Source organism: Synechococcus sp. H55.10, from assembly GCF_047502715.1.
In the GTDB taxonomy this organism is placed as follows: domain Bacteria; phylum Cyanobacteriota; class Cyanobacteriia; order Thermostichales; family Thermostichaceae; genus Thermostichus.
In genome coordinates, this window is sequence record NZ_JANSJJ010000310.1 from 67191 (window position 1) to 85273 (window position 18083).

16 protein-coding genes and 1 tRNA gene are annotated in these 18083 nt (G+C 60.4%); 3 read left to right on the forward strand and 14 right to left on the reverse strand.

Translation table 11 applies throughout. The annotated features are described in order from the left end of the window. Positions 1-142: 142 nt before the first annotated feature. A tRNA-Glu gene (locus NW858_RS14685) sits at positions 143-215 on the reverse strand. Between the two features lie 318 nt (positions 216-533). On the opposite strand from NW858_RS14685, the gene NW858_RS14690 reads away from it, so the two are divergent. Both NW858_RS14690 and NW858_RS14695 read left to right on the forward strand, forming a co-directional pair. After that, complete coding sequence (locus NW858_RS14690) at positions 534-1262, forward strand: HAD family hydrolase (RefSeq protein ID WP_414520762.1); 729 nt, start codon at positions 534-536, stop codon at positions 1260-1262. 13 nt (positions 1263-1275) lie between these two features. After that, on the forward strand, positions 1276-2928 hold the full coding sequence (locus tag NW858_RS14695; protein ID WP_414520763.1) for a gamma-glutamyltransferase family protein: 1653 nt from the start codon (positions 1276-1278) through the stop codon (positions 2926-2928). Positions 2929-2933: 5 nt separating this feature from the next. Here NW858_RS14695 and fabG read toward each other — a convergent pair whose 3' ends face one another. From fabG to NW858_RS14710, 3 genes are all read right to left on the reverse strand, one after another. Then, a complete protein-coding gene (gene fabG / locus NW858_RS14700) occupies positions 2934-3677 on the reverse strand; it encodes a 3-oxoacyl-[acyl-carrier-protein] reductase (protein WP_414348827.1) in 744 nt (247 codons plus the stop codon). A gap of 300 nt (positions 3678-3977) precedes the next feature. Beyond that, positions 3978-4688 carry a class I SAM-dependent methyltransferase gene (locus NW858_RS14705; protein WP_414520764.1) on the reverse strand — a complete coding sequence of 237 codons (711 nt, stop codon included), beginning with the start codon at positions 4686-4688 and terminating at the stop codon, positions 3978-3980. Between the two features lie 49 nt (positions 4689-4737). Continuing rightward, on the reverse strand, positions 4738-5685 hold the full coding sequence (locus NW858_RS14710; RefSeq protein WP_414334817.1) for a sugar phosphate nucleotidyltransferase: 948 nt from the start codon (positions 5683-5685) through the stop codon (positions 4738-4740). Between the two features lie 119 nt (positions 5686-5804). On the opposite strand from NW858_RS14710, the gene NW858_RS14715 reads away from it, so the two are divergent. Then, on the forward strand, positions 5805-6728 hold the full coding sequence (locus tag NW858_RS14715; protein WP_414334818.1) for an NAD(+) kinase: 924 nt from the start codon (positions 5805-5807) through the stop codon (positions 6726-6728). Positions 6729-6742: 14 nt separating this feature from the next. Here NW858_RS14715 and NW858_RS14720 read toward each other — a convergent pair whose 3' ends face one another. From NW858_RS14720 to NW858_RS14765, 10 genes are all read right to left on the reverse strand, one after another. Continuing rightward, entirely contained in the window at positions 6743-7882 is a 1140-nt protein-coding gene (locus tag NW858_RS14720; protein ID WP_414520765.1) for a glucose-6-phosphate dehydrogenase assembly protein OpcA, read from the reverse strand. 125 nt (positions 7883-8007) lie between these two features. Further along, the gene (locus NW858_RS14725) at positions 8008-9606 is read right to left on the reverse strand and encodes a glucose-6-phosphate isomerase (RefSeq protein ID WP_414334820.1); all 1599 of its coding nucleotides are present in this window, start codon (positions 9604-9606) and stop codon (positions 8008-8010) included. 46 nt (positions 9607-9652) lie between these two features. Then, positions 9653-10159 (reverse strand): 2-amino-4-hydroxy-6-hydroxymethyldihydropteridine diphosphokinase, encoded by a 507-nt coding sequence (gene folK / locus NW858_RS14730; RefSeq protein WP_414334821.1) that lies wholly within the window; start codon positions 10157-10159, stop codon positions 9653-9655. 8 nt (positions 10160-10167) lie between these two features. Then, on the reverse strand, positions 10168-10539 hold the full coding sequence (gene folB / locus NW858_RS14735; protein WP_414334822.1) for a dihydroneopterin aldolase: 372 nt from the start codon (positions 10537-10539) through the stop codon (positions 10168-10170). Beyond that, positions 10526-11428 (reverse strand): dihydropteroate synthase, encoded by a 903-nt coding sequence (gene folP, locus NW858_RS14740; protein ID WP_414334823.1) that lies wholly within the window; start codon positions 11426-11428, stop codon positions 10526-10528. The genes folB and folP overlap by 14 nt, the downstream gene beginning before the upstream one ends. 520 nt (positions 11429-11948) lie before the next feature. Next, entirely contained in the window at positions 11949-13040 is a 1092-nt protein-coding gene (gene ychF / locus NW858_RS14745; RefSeq protein WP_414334824.1) for a redox-regulated ATPase YchF, read from the reverse strand. Positions 13041-13258: 218 nt separating this feature from the next. Beyond that, positions 13259-14653 carry a 23S rRNA (uracil(1939)-C(5))-methyltransferase RlmD gene (gene rlmD, locus NW858_RS14750; protein ID WP_414348808.1) on the reverse strand — a complete coding sequence of 465 codons (1395 nt, stop codon included), beginning with the start codon at positions 14651-14653 and terminating at the stop codon, positions 13259-13261. A 22-nt stretch (positions 14654-14675) separates the two neighbouring features. Further along, the gene (locus NW858_RS14755) at positions 14676-15863 is read right to left on the reverse strand and encodes a GNAT family N-acetyltransferase (protein WP_414509663.1); all 1188 of its coding nucleotides are present in this window, start codon (positions 15861-15863) and stop codon (positions 14676-14678) included. A 212-nt stretch (positions 15864-16075) separates the two neighbouring features. Continuing rightward, positions 16076-17134 (reverse strand): ATP-grasp domain-containing protein, encoded by a 1059-nt coding sequence (locus NW858_RS14760; protein WP_414520766.1) that lies wholly within the window; start codon positions 17132-17134, stop codon positions 16076-16078. Positions 17135-17179: 45 nt separating this feature from the next. Next, on the reverse strand, positions 17180-17911 hold the full coding sequence (locus NW858_RS14765) for an alpha/beta hydrolase-fold protein (protein ID WP_414337128.1): 732 nt from the start codon (positions 17909-17911) through the stop codon (positions 17180-17182). Positions 17912-18083: the final 172 nt, after the last annotated feature.

Consider the following 18083-nt stretch of genomic DNA (forward strand, 5'->3'; position numbering starts at 1 on the left):
TCTCTCGCCCCCAAGTCCCAAGCGATTGGACAACCGGGTCTGGCCTCAGCTCAAGTTGCAACAGGAGGCCGAGAACTTCCCTCGGCTCCTGGGCTGCCTGGAGTTGTTGTAGGGTTCATTTTCTCCGTCGGCCATTTCGCCATACCCCCAAGGGGATTCGAACCCCTGTCGCATCCGTGAAAGGGATGTGTCCTAGGCCTCTAGACGATGGGGGCGCTCATAAATGCAGCGATCCTAATCCTAGAGAAGGAGGGACGAGCTTGTCAACTTGACACGCCCCCACCCAAACAAGAGATTCTTGCTCCTGCTTCCGCGGCTGCGCTTGGCTGTTCCAGGTCGCCTCAGGCGTTCCGCCGCTTGCCAAGGTGCGGCGGGAATTTCTCTTGGCTCCTGTGTGGGGTGATGCTGAGTTTGCAGACTACGGTGAGGATGTGAGACAGTTTCAGGCGGTGAAGTGATGGCTGCAACTGGAGCATCCCTTGCTTCATCTCTCCAGCCTACGGAGGCAGGGGACTCATGCCATTGGACTGCTTATGCAACCCAAAGTTCTATTGCTGGGCAACGCTGGCACGCACGGGAACTGCGCCGCTGACGCGACTGCCGGCTTGCTTTTGGATATGGACGGGGTAATCGTGGATTCGGAGCCGATCCACGCCCGCGCCGGAGTCATCGCCCTGCAGCGCTGTCAGATCTCTCTGGATCTGGCTCCCATCTCCCTGCAGTTTAAGGGGCGCACCGACCAGGACATGTTCGAGTATCTCGTAGAACACCTGACGGACACCCCGCCCGTAGAACGATCCCTGCTGGTGCAGCGTTTGATCGAGGAAAAGGCCAAGGCTTTTGGAGAACTACTGGGAGAGGTGCCGCTGGTGCCAGGGGTGCTGGAGTTTTTGGCGGCTAGCCGCCGCCGCTTCTCGGCCCTCGCCCTCACCACCTCGGCCACCCGTCGGGATCAAGAGCAGATTTTCCAGCGCTTTAACCTGCACCGCTGGTTCGACGCCGTGGTTACTGCCGAAGATATTCGGCGGGCCAAGCCCGACCCCGAGCCCTATTTGAAAACGGCTGCCAAGGTGGGCTTGGATCCCAGCCGGTGTTTGGTGGTCGAAGACTCCACCCACGGGATCCGCGCCGCCAAGGGGGCCGGCTGCTTGGCAGTTGGCCTCACCACTGCTTTCACTGCCGAGGAACTGCGCCGGGCGGGGGCCGATGCGGTGGTGAACAGCTTTGCCGAGTTGGCAGCACTTCTGAGCTTGCCTGTATAGGGAGCACAGACCCATGCAGGAGCCTCTCTCTCCAGCACCGGTTTTTTTACGGCAGGCCCTGGATCGCTATCCATTTGCCTCGCGGCGACGGGTGGTGATGGGCAGACAGGGAGCCGTGGCCACCAGCCAACCGCTGGCAGTAATGGCGGGTATGGAGATGTTCTGGGCCGGCGGCAATGCCGTGGATGCAGCCGTGGCGATGGCGGTGGCTTTGACGGTGGTGGAGCCGACTTCCAATGGCATTGGTGGCGATGCTTTTGCGCTGGTGTGGGAGGGAGGGGAGAAGGGCCGGCTGTACGGCTTGAATGCTTCCGGTCGCAGCCCAGCTGCCCTGACGCCGGAGCGCTGTGTCGGCCAGATTCCCGCTTACGATTGGTTGGCAGTAACGGTGCCGGGGGCTGTTTCGGCTTGGCAAGCCTTGCACCGGCGCTGGGGACGGCTGCCCTTCGAGCGCCTGTTTGAGCCTGCCCTTCGCTTGGCCTGCGAGGGGTTTCCGGTTTCTCCCCGGATTGCCCAACTGTGGCAGGCGGCGGAGGCCACCTATTTGCCGCTGCCAGATCCCCGCCACGAGGCCTTCAAAGCCGTTTTTTTCCCCCAGGGGCGTGCTCCACGGGCGGGGGAGCGCTGGAGCAGCCCTCTGCATGCACAAACCCTGGCGGAGATTGCCCATAGTGGCGGCGAGAGTTTTTACCGGGGGGAGCTGGCGGAGAAGCTGCTGGCTTTTTCGGATGCCACCGGCGGTCTCCTGTCCCGCGCCGACTTGGCAGAACATCGGGCCGACTGGGTAGAACCCATCCATACCGATTACCGCGGCTACACCGTCTGGGAGATCCCCCCCAATGGCCAGGGCATTGCCGCCCTGATGGCCCTCAACCTTTTGGAGGGTTTTGAGCTGGGTCGGATCCCCTACGAGGCCGGCGAGCGCTATCACCTGCAGATTGAGGCGATGAAGCTGGCTTTTGCCGATGTGAGCCGACAGGTAGCGGATCCCGACTATTTACAGGTGAGTCCCGCCCAAATGCTGGATAAACGTTATGCCCAGCAACGGCGGCTGTTGATCGGTTCTAGGGCCATCCCCTTGGCTCAGCCAGGGCTACCTCAGGGGGGAACGGTTTACTTGGCCACAGCTGATGGCGACCTGATGGTGTCTTTGATCCAATCCAACTTCGACGGCTTCGGCAGCGGCCTGCTGGTTCCAGGGACAGGGATTGCCCTCCACAATCGCGGCACCGGATTCACCTTGGAACCCGGTCATCCCAACCAGGTGGGCCCGCGCAAGCGCCCCTACCACACGATCATCCCCGCCTTTCTTTCCAAAGATGGGATCCCCCTCGGCCCTTTCGGTGTCATGGGAGGGACGATGCAGCCCCAAGGCCATGTGCAGGTGGTGGTGAATCTGGTGGATTACGGCCTGAACCCCCAAGCGGCTCTGGATGCGCCCCGCTGGCGAGTGCTTCTCGACCAAGGGATCCCGCAGGTGGCGCTGGAGAGCACGGCCCCCCCTCAGGTGGTGGGAGAGCTTGCTGCGCGGGGCCACGCGGTGCAGGTGGTGGCTGCAGAAGAGGACTACGGCCTTTTTGGCCGGGGACAGATCATCTTTCGCGATGGGGATCACCTGATCGGGGCTTCCGAACCCCGTGCCGATGGGCTGGCCCTGGCCTGGTAGAAGGATCAGCTCATCACCATGCCACCGTCGATGGCGAAAACCTGCCCGGTGATGTAGGCTGCCGCCGGGTCGGCCGCCAAAAAGCGCACCAGCCCCGCCACTTCCGCTGGGGATCCCAGTCGCCCCAGGGGGATCTGCGCCAGGATAGGGCCGGGATCCAACTTCTCGGTCATCTGGGTGGTGATAAAGCCGGGGGCAACGGCGTTGACGGTGATGTTGCGGCTGGCCAGCTCGCGGGCTGCTGTCTTCGTCAGACCAATCACCCCTGCTTTGGCGGCGCTGTAGTTGGCCTGGCCGGCGTTGCCCACCAGGCCCACCACCGAGGTGATGTTGATGATCCGCCCCTGCCGCTGCTTGACCATGATCTTGGCGGCTGCCTTCAGGCAGAGAAAGACCCCCGTGAGGTTGAGATCCAGCACCGCCTGCCAATCTTCCGGCTTCATGCGCAGCAGCAGGGTGTCGCGGGCCATGCCGGCGTTGTTCACCAGCACGTCCACCCGCCCCCAGCGCTCCATCACCTGCTCAAAGAGCTGCTCCACTTCTGCCGGCTGGGAGACATCGGCGGCCACGGCCATCCCTTCTCCCCCCAGAGCGGCGATCTCCTGCACCAGCGACTCGGCCTCGGCGGCGGAGCGGGCGTAGTTGACGACCACCTTGGCGCCAATCGCCCCCAAGTGCAGGGCAACGGCCCGGCCAATGCCCCGGCTGGCTCCGGTGACCACCGCCACCTGGTTGTGGAGCGAAGGCAAGGGGAGAAGCTCAGACATAAGCGGCAGGTTCCTCGTTGTTGGGACAGCCGCAACAGTATAGGATGCTTTGGCTGTGTCTGGGGCCAGGTTTTTTGTCCACTCCCCACCCTTCTCCTGAGGGAATAGTAAACCGGGGGGCTGGGCCAGGATAGCGCTCCGCGCCGCTGGCGCGTTCGTGACAGCGTTGCAGAGCAATAACGACGCCGCAAACTGTTTCATTGATAATTGATATTTGAAACGACTATAAAAGTTATCTCAATATCTTGCAAATGCTCGGCTACTTTCCCGCTCATGAGCATGTCAAGGTTTGCGCTGAATCCAATAGGTGGTAAACAGTTCGCCACCGGCCTGTTTCTGAATTTTGCCCCCCAAGTCTGCGATGCGTCGCTCCCACTCTGTTAGGGAAGTGAAAATCGGTTCGGTGCCTTTGAATAGCTCGATGAGACCCCATTGTTCTGCCCACACCGAGTCAGGATTGACCACTTCGATGATCACCGGCGCAGCCGGTCGCAACACCCGCAGCAACTCTGCCCAAACCGCGTCGAAGTACTCAATCGGGTAGTAGTACAAAAATCCGGTGGCGATGGCCAGATCAAACTGCTCCGGCTCGTAGTTTTCCAGATGGTGGGCGGATCCCTGTTGCATCGACTTGAATAGCTTGGAGTTGAGCTGAGGTGCCCGCGAGCGAATAAAGCGTACGATCTCGCCACTCAGCTCATGGCCGTAAAAGTGGGCTTGCCAATCGTTCCAGGGATAGGTCAGGAAGCTCACCCCACAGCCCAAATCCAGGCAGGCTTCCCGTTTTTTGGGGGCACGCAACTGCCAAAAGGGGATCCCGAGGCGCTCTTGCAGATGATCTCGCTGCTGGGCTTGCCAAAAGGGCAGTTGCTCCAGATCTGGGGGAAGTTGCCAGCCTGGCCGACCCAGTTGCATTTCCAGCTCTCGGTTGAAGCGAGCGGCTACAGAAGCCAGGTAGGGATCCCAGCGTTCCCCGGTTTGCGGTAGCTCCATCTTTGGATGGCTTTGTTGTGGATGGTTGTGGACTTAACTGGCACTTAACCTACACTACCAAGACCCTTGACCCATAGGCTCCCGGCTGCAGGGATCCATTCACCCAACTGTGGCTGCCGAGGATGGTGCCGGCGGGGACTTGAGCTTGGGATCCCAGACAGGTGTGGGCGCCGATGTAGCAGGGGGCGTGCAGTTGGGCGTTGGGATGGATCTCAGCCGTTTTGTGCACCCATATCCCCGGCGCTTGTTCTTCCACATCCTTCAGGGGAAAATCCGTCATCCGGCCCAAGAGAATGTCCAGTTGGCCGTGGTAGTAGCTGGCCGGCGTGCCCAGATCCCGCCAGTAGCCTGCATGAAGGTAGGCTTGCATTCGTTGCCCTCGCCGGAGCAAATCAGGAAAGACGCGCCGCTCGAAGCTGAGGGGATCCCCGCTGGGGTAGTCTTTGAAAATGGCCGGATCGAGGACATAGGTGCCGGCGTTGATCGTGTTGGTAGTGAGGGTGAGGGCTTCGGCAGGGGTGGGCTTTTCCCGAAAAGACTGGATCTGGCCCCCTTCCCCCACTTCCACCAGGCCATAGGCGGTGATGTCCTCCACGCGGGTGAGGGTGAGGGTGGCAACGGCCTGGCTCTGCAGGTGGCATTGCATGAGCGCCTGCAAATCCAGATCCGTGAGGATATCGGCATTGAAGACCACCAAGGGATCCCCGCTGAAATAGGGCTGGGCCAGCACCAGGGCTCCTGCTGTATCCAAAGGCGTCTCTTCGGCAAGGTAGCGAAGCTTCACCCCCCAAGCAGCGCCATCTCCCAAAGCAGCCTCAATTTGTTGGCCCAAATACCCCACGCTGAGCAAAATGTCCGTCAGGCCGGCTCGTCGGCAGCGCCCCAGCAGCCATTCCAAGAAAGGCACCTCCAAAAGGGGCAGCAAAGGCTTGGGTTGCACAAAGGTAAAAGGCCGTAAGCGAGTGCCTTTCCCGCCCGCCAAGATCACCGCCTGCATACCCCCCCTCAACCCTAATTCCCTACCTGTAATATAGAGCAGCGCTTTGTCGGCGATCTGGCCGGCAGAAGAGCCTACAGAACTGATAGAGTTTTGGCACCTCTGCCTTGCCACCGCCCATGACCAAGCCCAAAGCCGGGATCCTCTACAACGATGCCAAGCCCGCCGCCAAACGCAGCAGCGAGGCCCTCTCCCGCTGGTTTCAGGAACAAGGCTGGGAAGTCTGTGTGGCCCCCAACTGGGGCGGCATCCTCGGCTACGCCAAGCCCGATAGCCCCATCTGCCTGACCAAAGTGGATAGCCTGGCCCCGGCTGGATTTGACGAGACCATGAAATTTGCGGTGGTGCTGGGGGGAGATGGCACCGTCTTGGCAGCAGCGCGGCAACTGGCCCCCAAAGGGATCCCCCTGTTGGCGGTGAACACAGGCCACCTGGGCTTTTTGACGGAGACTTACCTTTCTCACCTAGAAGAGGCTGCCAGCGCCGCCATCGCCGGGGAGTACACCCTGGATCGCCGCAGCATGTTGCTGGTGCAAGCCTACCGAGGGCAGGAATTGCGCTGGGAGGTCTTGAGCTTAAACGAGATGGTGCTGCACCGGGAGCCTTTGACCAGCATGTGCCATTTCGAGATCACCATTGGGGATCACTCTCCCCTGGATGTAGCTGCCGACGGAGTGATTTTGGCTACCCCCACCGGCTCGACGGCCTATGCCCTCTCGGCGGGCGGGCCGGTGATCACGCCGGGGGTGCCGGTTTTGCAGTTGATCCCGATTTGCCCCCATTCCATGGCCTCGCGGGCCTTGGTCTTCCCCGATTCGGAGGAGGTGTGGATCAGCCCCGTTACTCCTCAGCCGCTGGTTTTGGTGGTAGATGGGAATGCCGGCTGCTACATCCTGCCGGAAGACCAAATTCGGGTGGTGCGTGCCCCTTACTGGACGGATCTGATGCGCCTACGCCGACCGGAGTTTTTCCGCGTCATGCGAGAGAAGTTGGGGTGGGGACTGCCCCATGCTTCTAAGCCCACATCGGTGGAGTTGCCTTGAACCAGAAGCAGATCTCAGCTTTTGCCCAGCTTCAGCATCTGATCCACCACCCCCAGCGTTTCTTCGTAGAGGTAGTCGGGGCCGGGCCGCTGCAACTCAGCAGCCAACAGGGTATCGAGGGAATTCTGCTCCAGGGGAGCCACCTGGCGAATCACACATCTCTGAGCGCCCCCCATGGCTTCCATGCGCATACACCCTGTGGTTTCCGAACACAGCACGGTACAGGCATTGGCTTCTTGATTGCTGGCGGTGAGGCGCAGCCCGATGAGATCCCCCGGCTGGCTGATTTCCGAGGCCAAGGGCACAGCGGCCAATTCCGCCATCACCTGGCCGCCCGTTTGGGTTTGAAAGCAGAGGCGGTCGATCTTGTAATCGTGTTCTTGAGCCTGAACCCGCTCTGTGGGCGTCCACCCCAGGCGACCAGCCAGCCAGCCCAAAAAAAGGAACGCCTGGCAGGGATTGCCGGCTTTGTAGTCGAGGGTCACGCGATCCACAAGGTATAGGGACTCCCGCCGGTCGGGAGGGTCAAAGGCTTGGGCGGTGAGTTCCTGCCAGGGCAGCAGCCGCCGCCAGTTAAGATCCCCGCAGTGGCGCCCCTCGCCGACCAAGAGGTGGATCTCCTGCAGATCTTCTTCTGGATTGACAAAGCCGCGCGAATCGACGATGACCCGGTTGCTGAGGGCCACCAATTTTTGAAACAGCAGGCTGTTCAAGTCCAGATCCCCTTGCCACCACAAAAAGGTGGGCAAGTTGGGGATCAGCAGGGAAGCGATGGTGCTGCAGGCCCGCACAAAGGCCGATTCCGGCGCCTTCAGGGTGATGTATTCGCAACAGACCAACGAGCTGCGCTGCTCGCGAGTTACCGGACAATAGGCGGCCACCTGGGCCTCGATGGTGTCGTCTGCGGATCCCGCCCGTTTGGCTCGCAGGTCGATGACGCGACAGGGGTTCTGGGTGGCAATGGCCTCGACGGTGGGGGAGGGCAGCAACAGCGCGTCGTCCAGAGATTCATAGACCACTAGGGTAAAGGTGGCGGCGCGGGCGGCAACGCTCTCTCCCTTAGAAGACCAGATTTTGTTCAGCTCCTGCTCAATATCCTCGATGGAGACATCTTTCGGGGTTTGCAAAGGCAGGACGGCGGTGGATTGATCCATGGTCTCCTCCTGGAGCGGGCTCTTGCTCGATTCTAAGCAGATGGGCCGGCTGGCCGGGAAGGGTTTAAGGTGGGGTACAGATTGGCCGGCTCCAGCTTCTGCACCCGATCTGCGAAACAGCAGGCTCAGGCGGGCCGGGGCTGGATGGTCAGCTCTGAGGGACGGGCGGGATCCCCTACCAACAGCACGCCGCGACCGTTGGCGTGCAGGTGCCGCACAATCCAGTACAGGGTTTCGATGCGCTCCGGGCAGCCTAGTTTTTCTGCCAACTGGGGCAAAGTCAGGGATCCCTGCTGCGCCTGTACCGTCTCCAGCACCCGCCGTTGCAGCTCCAAGACGGCGCGGGCGGCTTTTTTGCCTGCCTCTACCCCCGGTTGATGGTAGGCGTTGATCCGGATGAGAGAAGCATAGAGGCCCACGGCTCGTTCGTAGAGGGCGATCAAGGCCCCCACTGAGCGGGCATCCACCCGTGGCAGCGTCACGGTAATGGAGTCGCGCCCGTTTTCGTAGAGGGCCTGGCGGGTGCCCTGCAACAGGCCGTCCAGGTAGTCGCCGCTGGTTACCTGCGGCTCCACGAAGGGGGAAGGGATCCCGGGCTCTCGATCCTGGAGCACCTCGATGAAGGTAACAAAAAAGTTGTTCAAACCATCCCGCAACTGCTGCACGTAGGCGTGTTGATCGGTGGTGCCTTTGTTGCCGTAAACGGCGATGCCCTGCTCCACGCGGTTGCCGTTCAGATCATGGGATTTGCCCAGGGATTCCATCACCAACTGTTGTAAGTAGCGGCTAAACAGCAGCAGGCGATCCTTGTAGGGCAAAACCACCATATCTTTGCGCCCTTGGCCCTGACCGACGATGTACCAAGCCATGGCCAGCAGGGCGGCAGGATTGCGCTCCAGGTGGGGCAGGCGGGTGGCTGCGTCCATGGTGGCGGCCCCGGCCAGCAAAGCCCGGATGTCGATCCCCTGCAATGCTGCCGGCAACAGGCCCACCGCCGAAGTTTCGGAGGTGCGTCCCCCCACCCAGTCGAAGATGGGGAAGACCGCCAGCCACCCCTCTTGCCGCGCCTGTTGCTCCAATTGGCTGCCGGGCCCGGTGATGGCCACCGCATGGTCAGAAAAAGGGATCCCGGCCTTTTGGTAGGCCAGCTTCACCTCCACCAAGCCATTGCGCGGCTCTGGGGTGCCGCCGGATTTGGAGGTGGTGATCACCAGGGTTTGTCCCAGCTTGCCCGCCAGCCGTCCCAGCACCCGATCAAACCCATCGGGATCCGTATTGTCGATGAAGTGGATATTCAGAGGAGGGTGCAGAGGAGCCAGGGCCTCGGCCACAAATTGCGGCCCCAGAGCCGAGCCGCCGATGCCGATGCAGAGGAGCTCGGTGAAACGCCCCCCGCCGCTGGCCGGGATGGCTCCACGATGGATCTGTTGGGCAAAGGTTTCCACTTGCTCAATGCAATCCTGAATGGCCTGCCGGATCTCCGGGGTGGGAGCCAGCTCCGGCGCCCGCAGCCAATAGTGGCCCACCTGGCGGCCTTCGTCGGGGTTGGCGATGGCCCCGGCTTCCAAAGCCTGCATCTCGGCAAAAGCCTGGGCAAAGCGAGGCCGCAGCGCTTCCACCTGAGGAGGAGTCAAGCGGATGCGGCTGATATCGACGAAAATCTCCAGGCTGGGATGGTAGTAAAGCCAGTTGCAGTAGTGCTGCCAGAGTTGAAGGCCGTCCATGGGATCCTTTTCGCCAAAAGCCGTAACCAGCTTACCAAACCCTTCTCTACTCCCAGCCGAGGGTCGTGCGCTCCAGCCAGGATCGATCCAAACTGACCAGCGCCTCTTCGACCCCGACGCCCGTCTCAGGGTGACGCCAGTTGGGGGCGATCTCACACAAGGGAGCTAAGACAAAGGCACGTTCCATCATGCGAGGGTGGGGCAACGTCAGCTCGGGGCTATTTAGGATCCGGTTGCCCACGGCCAGCAGATCCAAATCCAGAGTTCTGGCCTCCCAGCGGATGCGCCGCACCCGCCCCGCCTCCTGCTCGATGGCCAGCAGCGCCCCAATCAACTCCAGAGGGGACTGGTAAGGGGGAAAGGGATCCAACGCCACCACGGCGTTGAGGTAGTCGGGCTGGCCGGCTGGCCCCCCTTGGGCAGGGCTGCGGTAGAGGCTGGAGCGAGCCACCACCTGGCCCAACCTGAGCAACTTCTGCCCAGCCGAGCGCAATTGCCGCAGCGGATCCCCCAGGTTGCTGCCCAGGGCAATGTAGGCCAGGTCGGGATTCATGAGGCTTCTCATCTGCTGACGGATCGCCAGCGGTCGATCTCTACGTAGACATCCCCAAACAGCCCCGGCAGGGGAGCTTGGGGCTTGTGCACCCGCACCGTCAGGGCCTCCAGTTGGGGATAGCTCTGCCACAGCCGCTCGGCAATCTGGTCTGCCAAGGTCTCGATCAAGCGGTAGCGCCGCTCGGTCACCTCTTGCCGCACCACCTCATACACTTGGGCGTAGTCCACCGTGCCAGAGAGGTCATCCTGGATCGGGGCCAGGGAAAGCTGCATCTCCACATCCACCACAAAGCGCCCGCCCAAAACCGCTTCCTCAGGGCGGTAGCCGTGGCGGGCATGAAAGACAAGACCCTGCAGCACCAACCTAGCCTGGGTCACGGTGGAGACCTTCCCAAACAGCCAGGGCGGAGACATGAGCAGGGACGTTGTGGACTCGCACCAAGGCAGCACCCTGGCTGGCGGCAAAAAGATGCACGGCCACGCTGGCGCTATCCCGCTCTTTGGGCACGGCGATGCCGGCCAGCTTGCCCACAAAACTTTTGCGGGAGGCCCCCACCAACACGGGGTAACCGCAGGCAACCAGCCGTGGCAGGGCTTTGAGCAGGGCCACATTCTGCTCGGCGGTTTTGGCAAAACCCAAGCCGGGATCCAAAACCACGCTGGGCACACCGGCCGCCAGAGCCCGCTCCGCCTGGGCCTGCAGAAAGCCAAAAACCTCCCCCTCCAGGTCGTCGTAGTCGGTCTGCTGCTGCATGGTGCGCGGCTCTCCCCGCATGTGCATGATCACCGCCGGCACCCCCTTCTCGGCGCACACCTGCATCATCTGCGGATCGCGCAGCCCGGTGACATCGTTAACGATGTGCGCTCCCGCGGCCAGGGCCGCCGCCGCCACCTCCGTTCGGCGCGTATCGACGCTGATGGGGATCCCGGATCCTTCCAGGGCCCGGATCACAGGCAAGACCCGGTCGCATTCCACCTCCACGGATACCGGCTCCGCCCCCGGACGGGTGGACTCGCCGCCGATATCCACAATCAAGGCCCCCGCCGCCGCCATGGCCCTGGCTGCCTGTACGGCTGCTTCCACGGATCCCCACTGGCCGCCGTCGCTGAAGCTGTCAGGGGTTACATTCAGCACCCCCATCACCGCCACCCCGCGCCACGAGAGGCGGTAGCCCTCGGCCACCTGTTCGGCCCTGGGCAGGGGACGCCGAGAAGTTAAGCCGGTAACACGTGTAAGCAGTAGACCATGATCCCGTGCAACAAGCATGTCGCCTTATGCTGCTGGAGCAGAGACATTTTTCTGTAGCTCAGGATACTACAGCCTAAGCTCTGCACCTGCCTGAAATCCAATAAAGCGCTTTGGCCTCTCCAGCTTTTAGGAGCAAGCTCAGGGAAGATCTCCCACCGGCTTAGGCGCGGGGGGTGGCCTGAGCCGGCAGAGAAGCTCATCCCGTTCTAGAACATGATGTCGTCTTCCGAACGACCCCAGATGCACCAAATGATAGAGGCAAAGATCGCCATGTAAACCCAGGCCATCGGGCTATATTGCAGCAGATCCATCAATACATCCCTAAAACATTTGTTTATCTAGTCCAATTATTGTGATGTTTCGTTACAGCGTCAACAGTTCTCTCAGGAAAAAGCTCCTCCTCAGGCCAGACCGGAGCTGTGCTGGGATCCCTTGCCGGAAGGGGGCTAGGTTTTTTGGCCTACAGGGTATGGGCAGATTCTCAGTGCTGAGCAAAGCCGGTTGCCTGAGAGAAAGGCAGGGGGAGCTGGACATGAGCCTAGACATTGAAGCGGAAGTGCATCACATCCCCTTCCTGCACCACGTAGTCTTTGCCCTCGCTGCGCACCAGGCCCTTCTCTCTGGCGGCATTCAGGGATCCCGCCGCCACCAGATCAGCATAGGCCACCGTCTCGGCCCGGATGAAGCCCCGCTCGAAATCGGAGTGGATCACGCCGGCTGCCTGGGGGGCTGTGGCTCCGACGGGGATCGTCCAGGCGCGGGTTTCCTTGGGGCCGGAGGTGAAGTAGGTGCGCAGGCCCAGCAGCTCGTAGGTGGCCCGGATGAGGGATTTCAGCCCGCCTTCTTTCACTCCCAACGAATCCAGATAGGCCTGTCGCTCCTCAGGGGGCAGCTCCACCAGCTCTGCTTCCACCTGGGCTGAGACCACCACCACGCCCGCCCCTTCCGCCTTGGCAAACTGGCGCACCTGCTCCACCCAGGCATTGCCGCCGGCCAGATCCGTTTCCGCCACGTTGGCAGCGTAGATCACCTTCTTGCGGGTGAGCAGCCCCAGCCCTTTGATCAACTGCTCTTCTTCCGGGCTGAGGGGCACCAGCCGGGCCGGTTTGCCCTCGTCCAGAGCGGCCTGCAGCTTCTCCAGCGCCTGCAGCTCCGCTTGGGCAGCTTTGTCGGATTTGGCCTGCTTGCGCACCCGTTCCAAGCGCCGCTCGATCTGGGCCAGATCCGCCAGGGCCAGCTCCAAGTTGATGACGCCGATATCCCGCAGAGGATCCACCGAGCCGGCCACATGCACGATGTTTTCGTCCTGGAAGCAGCGCACCACATGCACCACGGCGTCCACCTGGCGAATGTGGGAGAGAAACTGGTTGCCCAGCCCCTCTCCCTTGCTGGCCCCTGCCACCAGCCCGGCAATATCCACAAACTCGATTTGGCTGGGGACGATCTCGGCAGAGCCGCTGATCTTGGCCAGCACCTCTAGGCGCTCATCCGGCACCGCCACCCGCCCCACATTCGGCTCAATGGTGCAAAAGGGAAAGTTGGCCGCCTCGGCTTTGGCATTTTCGCAGAGGGCGTTGAACAGAGTCGATTTGCCTACATTGGGCAGGCCGACAATTCCAGCTCTGAGCATCGAGATCGCGGAGGAAAAAGCTAGGGTAACGGCAAGGGGATCCGTTGCAAAACTTTAAGATCACTATTTTGACGTTAGCATTTGTCGCCTCCGGCTGGAGCACCTTCCCCGGTGACAGATCCGCTCCCTCACCCCCAGCCCCTCTCCCAGCCCTCACCCCCAGCCCCTCTCCCAAAGGGAGAGGGGGGATAGGCGGAGAGAGGTTTTTGGGGTTGCCCTTAAACCCGCTCCAGAAAGGCGACTCCCTCTACATGCCCGGTTTGGGGAAAGAAGTCGGCAGCTCGCCATTGGGTTAGGTGGTAGGATCCCTCAGCCAGCAAGATTTGTAAGTCGCGCGCCAAGGTGGCCGGGTGACAGCTAATGTAAACGAGGCGCGGTGGCCGTCGCAGCTTTAAGATCTCGAGCACTTGGCGGTCGCAGCCACGTCGCGGCGGATCCAGCACCACAATGTCGGCAGGGGGCAGGGTTGGCAAAACCTGTTCCACCGTGCCCTCGAAAAACTGGACAGCAGAGAGGTTGTTGAAGCGAGCGTTGTAGCGGGCCTGGGCCACCGCTTCCGGCAACGCTTCCACCCCCATCACCCGTTTGGCCCGTTGCGCCAGCAGCAAGGTCAGGGTGCCGATGCCACAGTAGGCGTCCAGGACGGTCTCCTCTCCCCGCAGGTTCAGTTGATCGACTATCCAGGTAAAAAAGGCCTCCGCTTGCTCGGTATTGACCTGGAAGAAAGAGGTGCTGTCGATCCAGAGGGAAAAACCGGCAAATTCTTCCCGCAGGGATCCCCGACCGGCAATCACCTCCGTTTGCGGGCCAAAGATGGCGTTGGTGCGGGCCGGATTGAGATTGAGACAGACCCCCACCAGGTCGGGGTAGCGCTGCATCCAGCGTTCAGCCCAGCTTTCCAGATGGGGCAGGTCGCGGCTGCAACTGACCAAGGTCAGCAGCACCTCGCGGGTACGGCGACCGATGCGCAAGCCCAGGTGGCGGAGATGGCCCTGGTGGCGGCTTTCGTCATACACGTTCCAGCCCGTTTCCTGGAGATCCCGCTTGATCTCCCTCAGGAACACGTCCAACCGCTCATCCTGCACGGGGCATTGGTTGAGGTTCACCAGGCGGTGGCTGCCCCGTTGGTAGTAGCCCACGCGCAACGGCTGGCCTGCCGCTTTGGCAATGGGGTAGGTGACCTTGTTGCGGTAGCGCAGCGGCTGCGGGGATCCCAAAATGGGAACAGGCTCCGGCAGGGTAAGGCCGCCAATCCGTTCCAGCGCATCCCTGAGGATCTGCTGCTTGGTGGCCAGTTGCTGAGCGTAGCTGACGTGTTGCCATTGGCAGCCACCGCACTTGTCAGCCACGATGCAGGCCGGTCGCACCCGTTCGGGAGAGGGAGTCATTAACGACCGAATTCGTCCGACCAAATAGTTGCGCTTGATCTCGGTGATCTGGGCCACCACCTGATCCCCCGGCACCGCCTGGGAGACAAACACCACCCGCCCTTGTCCCAGTCCCGCCGTGTGGGCAATGCCATCTCCTTGGGGGGTCAGATCCGTGATCTCCAGGGATAGGAGATCGCCGGGTTTAACGGGATCCAGAAAACCAGAAGGGAGCGGCTGTTCCATTAAGCTGTTTCGCTAGAGTGGCTTATTCCTGGGTCAAAGCAGACAGAGAAGGCAAAACATCCTCTCGAAAAGGGACCTCATTTTGATTGACATTCTCCAGCTCGGCCAACATGAGAGGATTAACCCGATTCAAATAAGGCACCAAAACCTGTTGCAGCCGTGGTCGATAAAAACGGTGGTAGCTGTACACAGGCGTAGCCGGAAATCCCCGCCGGATCTTATGGGATCCGCCGGCGCCGGGATCAAAGTTGCGGATCCCTTCGCGGATGGCCAGGGCAATCGGCTCGTAATAGCAAACGTTAAAGTGCAAAAACTTCACCTCTTCCCGACAGCCCCAGTAGCGACCGAATAGGCGATCTTCTTTACGAACACAAAAAGACATCCCCACAATTTCTGTATTTCGTTCCCCGGCCACCAGCACCAGCCGCTGCCGATAGTTGGGATAGAGAGATTCAAAAAAGCGGCGGTTGAGATATTTGCTCCAGTTCCAGAATTGAGCGCAGGTGTTGCTGTAAAAATCATACATGAGAGAGAGCAGGCGCGGCGTGATCTCCTCTCCTGTGTAGATCTTGAGTTGTATGCCGCTTTTTTCCATCGCAGCCCGCTCCCGCTTAATGTTGCGCCGCTGGTTGGCATTGAACTGGCTCAAAAAGTCCTCGTAAGAGCGGTAGCCAGGGTTGTGCCACTGGTAGTTGTGGGTGATTCGAGGCGTCAATCCATCCGATTCTAATTGGGCCCGCCAGTCCAAATCCACATAAAGTAAGCTAAACACCGAAATATCATTATCTTGGCAAAAGCGGTCGATAATGGCCAACATCAACGGCCACACTTCTGCTGCCGAGTAGTCGGGGTGGACGAGAATGCGATAGCCGGTGGCCGGCGTAAAGGGGGCCATGCCGATCAACTTTGGGTAGTAGCGTTCCCCCAGTTGGCCGGCAACCGCAGCCCATTCTTGGTCGAAGATAAACTCACCCTGGCTGTGGCTTTTCAAATACAAGGGGGCAGCGGCGATCAATTGCCCCCCCGACTCCACCAACAGGTGACAGGGCAACCAACCCGTGTTGCGGCTGGCACAACCGGAAGCCTCTAAGCTGTGCAGCCATTCGTATTCCAAAAAAGGAGAGGTGCGCTCCGTCTGCAAAGTGTGCCAGGCAACCGCCGGGATCTCGCGAATATCGTGGCACCAGCGCCATTTCAAGCCGGTTGACATTTGCCTGCCCAGATAGACCAACTCGCCCTGCAGCCGCGTCAGCTTGGCTGTCCCCATACTCCTTGCAGAGAGGATCCGCCGCCTTTAAGTTCAACACGGGACAGGATCCCCGCGCTTGCTTGCCTGCTTAACCCACATAATATGTACAAGATTGGAAAACAGAGAACTGCTCCTCGACCCGGCGCCAGAGAGTGCCTTTGTGTTAACGTATTTTATTCGCGATCCCTGGGCTCGTAGTAGTGGTTGGCCAATTCCAGAGCCATCTGAAACTTCTGCTCACGGGTGAGGTCGGCCTGCCGGGCGATCTGGGCAAAGCGGTTGACATCTGGGGGCAAGAAGTCGAAAGGCCGCTGTTCCCGCACAATATCTACGACCAAATCGCAAAGGGCCTGCTGGTAATCGTTGTAAAAAATCTCCCCCAAAGCATTGAGGCGGCCATCGGGCACCGGATTGTTAAAGTCAATGGCTTGCAGCTCCCCTTGCTCGTCGATAAACAGCTCCACCGAGTTCATTTCATAGCCCAACGCCCGATTGATAATCCGGCACGTATCGATAACTTTTTTGCCCATCTCTGGCGTGAGAAACTCTGGATCAAATAAATACTCGCTGGCATCGAACTTGCGAAAGATGTATTTAATGGGGATGATCTTTCGGCCAATGCAGAGGGCGCGAATCTGCCAGGGATAGGGGCTTTTAACCTTCTCCTGGAGCATCATCACCTGGGATCCGGAGCGGTCGTAAAAGTAGAGGAGCTGCTCCATGTTATAGGCAATTTCGACCCCGATGGCCTCCCGTCCCTCCGCCGGTTTGATGACAATCGGCCAGCCGAGATCTTCTGCCATCCCCTGCCAATCGAAAAACTTGTGATACTTAAAGTCTTCTGTTTTCAAAGCCGGAGCTTCCTTGGGAGGTAGAATGTAAGTCTTTGGAATGGAGATCCCCAGCTCCTTGACCACCATGTAGGCGGCATCTTTGTTGCGCAAGTAGTAGTAAAAGCTGAAGGGGTTGTTGATGATGTATACTCCCCTGAAGGCAAAGCCCATGAACAGGCCAATTGCTTGGGGGTAAAGATAGCTGAAGCGGTCTAGGATGAGGCGGTACTTGGTGCGGTAATCCAGGTTCACCTCGTGGATGGTGACATGTTCCGCCCGGATCTTGTAGGCTTGGCCGTTGCGGGCTTGAACGGGGGGAAGAGCGTTGAGGCGGGCCAGGGTGTCGTCCCCAAAAGGCTCGCTGAAGTGCAGGCTGCCAACCCAGTAGTCTTCGATCATCCAGGCTCCCTCGTCAAAAGCTCTCTCAATCCTCTGCAAGGGATCCTACGCGAAGGCGCGGATTTGGGCTTGCCAAGTGGGCCAGTCGTGATCCCCTTCCCACACCTCCAGGTGATGGGGGATGTCGTTGCGGCGGAGGACTTCTGCCAGGCGCAGGTTGTCGTTGAGGCAGTGATCCCGGTGGGCGGTGAGCAGTTTTAGCTCGGTATTTTGCCCGCCCAGTTGATCCCAGAGTTGTCGGCTCATGTTGGACATGTAAGCCAAGGGGTTGATGAAGTACAGCTCCTGCTCCGCCTGCTGGGGATCCCAGCCGGTGATGGGGCCGAGAGCAGCCACATCGTAGGGCCCTCCCAGCGCCAGACAACGGCGCACCAGGCCGGGGTGCCGACAGGTGAGGTTGACGGCGTGGGTGGCCCCCAGAGAGAAGCCTGCCACCACCAGAAAGTCATTTTGTGCTTCTGCTTTGGCATAGGGGATCAGCTCTTCTACCCAGTGCTGCTCCAGCAACAGCCAGCGATCCCGCCGTTGGGGCACGTCCAGCTCGCGGTTGAACAAGGTCTCCCAATCCAGGGTTTCCACGCAAAAAGCCTGCAAATAGCCCTGTTCCAGATGATGGCCGAGGCTGGCGATAATGCCGCGATCTTCCAAGTCGAAAAAACGCCCGTTGCTGGTGGGCAGACAGATGAGCGGGTAGCCGTGATGCCCAAAGTGGAGCATCTCCATTTCCCGGCCCAAGATCGGAGAGGGAAAACGCAAGTAGCGGCGAGCGTAGGACATGAAAAACGGGGAAGGGATCCTCAAAACATACCCAACTTTCTCTTCTGCGGGGGAAAAGTTGTGCCTTGCCTGGCCAAGAAAGCCAAGCTGCAACCATGAACTACCCCACCGCGCAGGCGGGTGGGGTTTCCTCACCCGCTTGACAGCAGAGCTTTTGTCTCTTCTTCTGCCC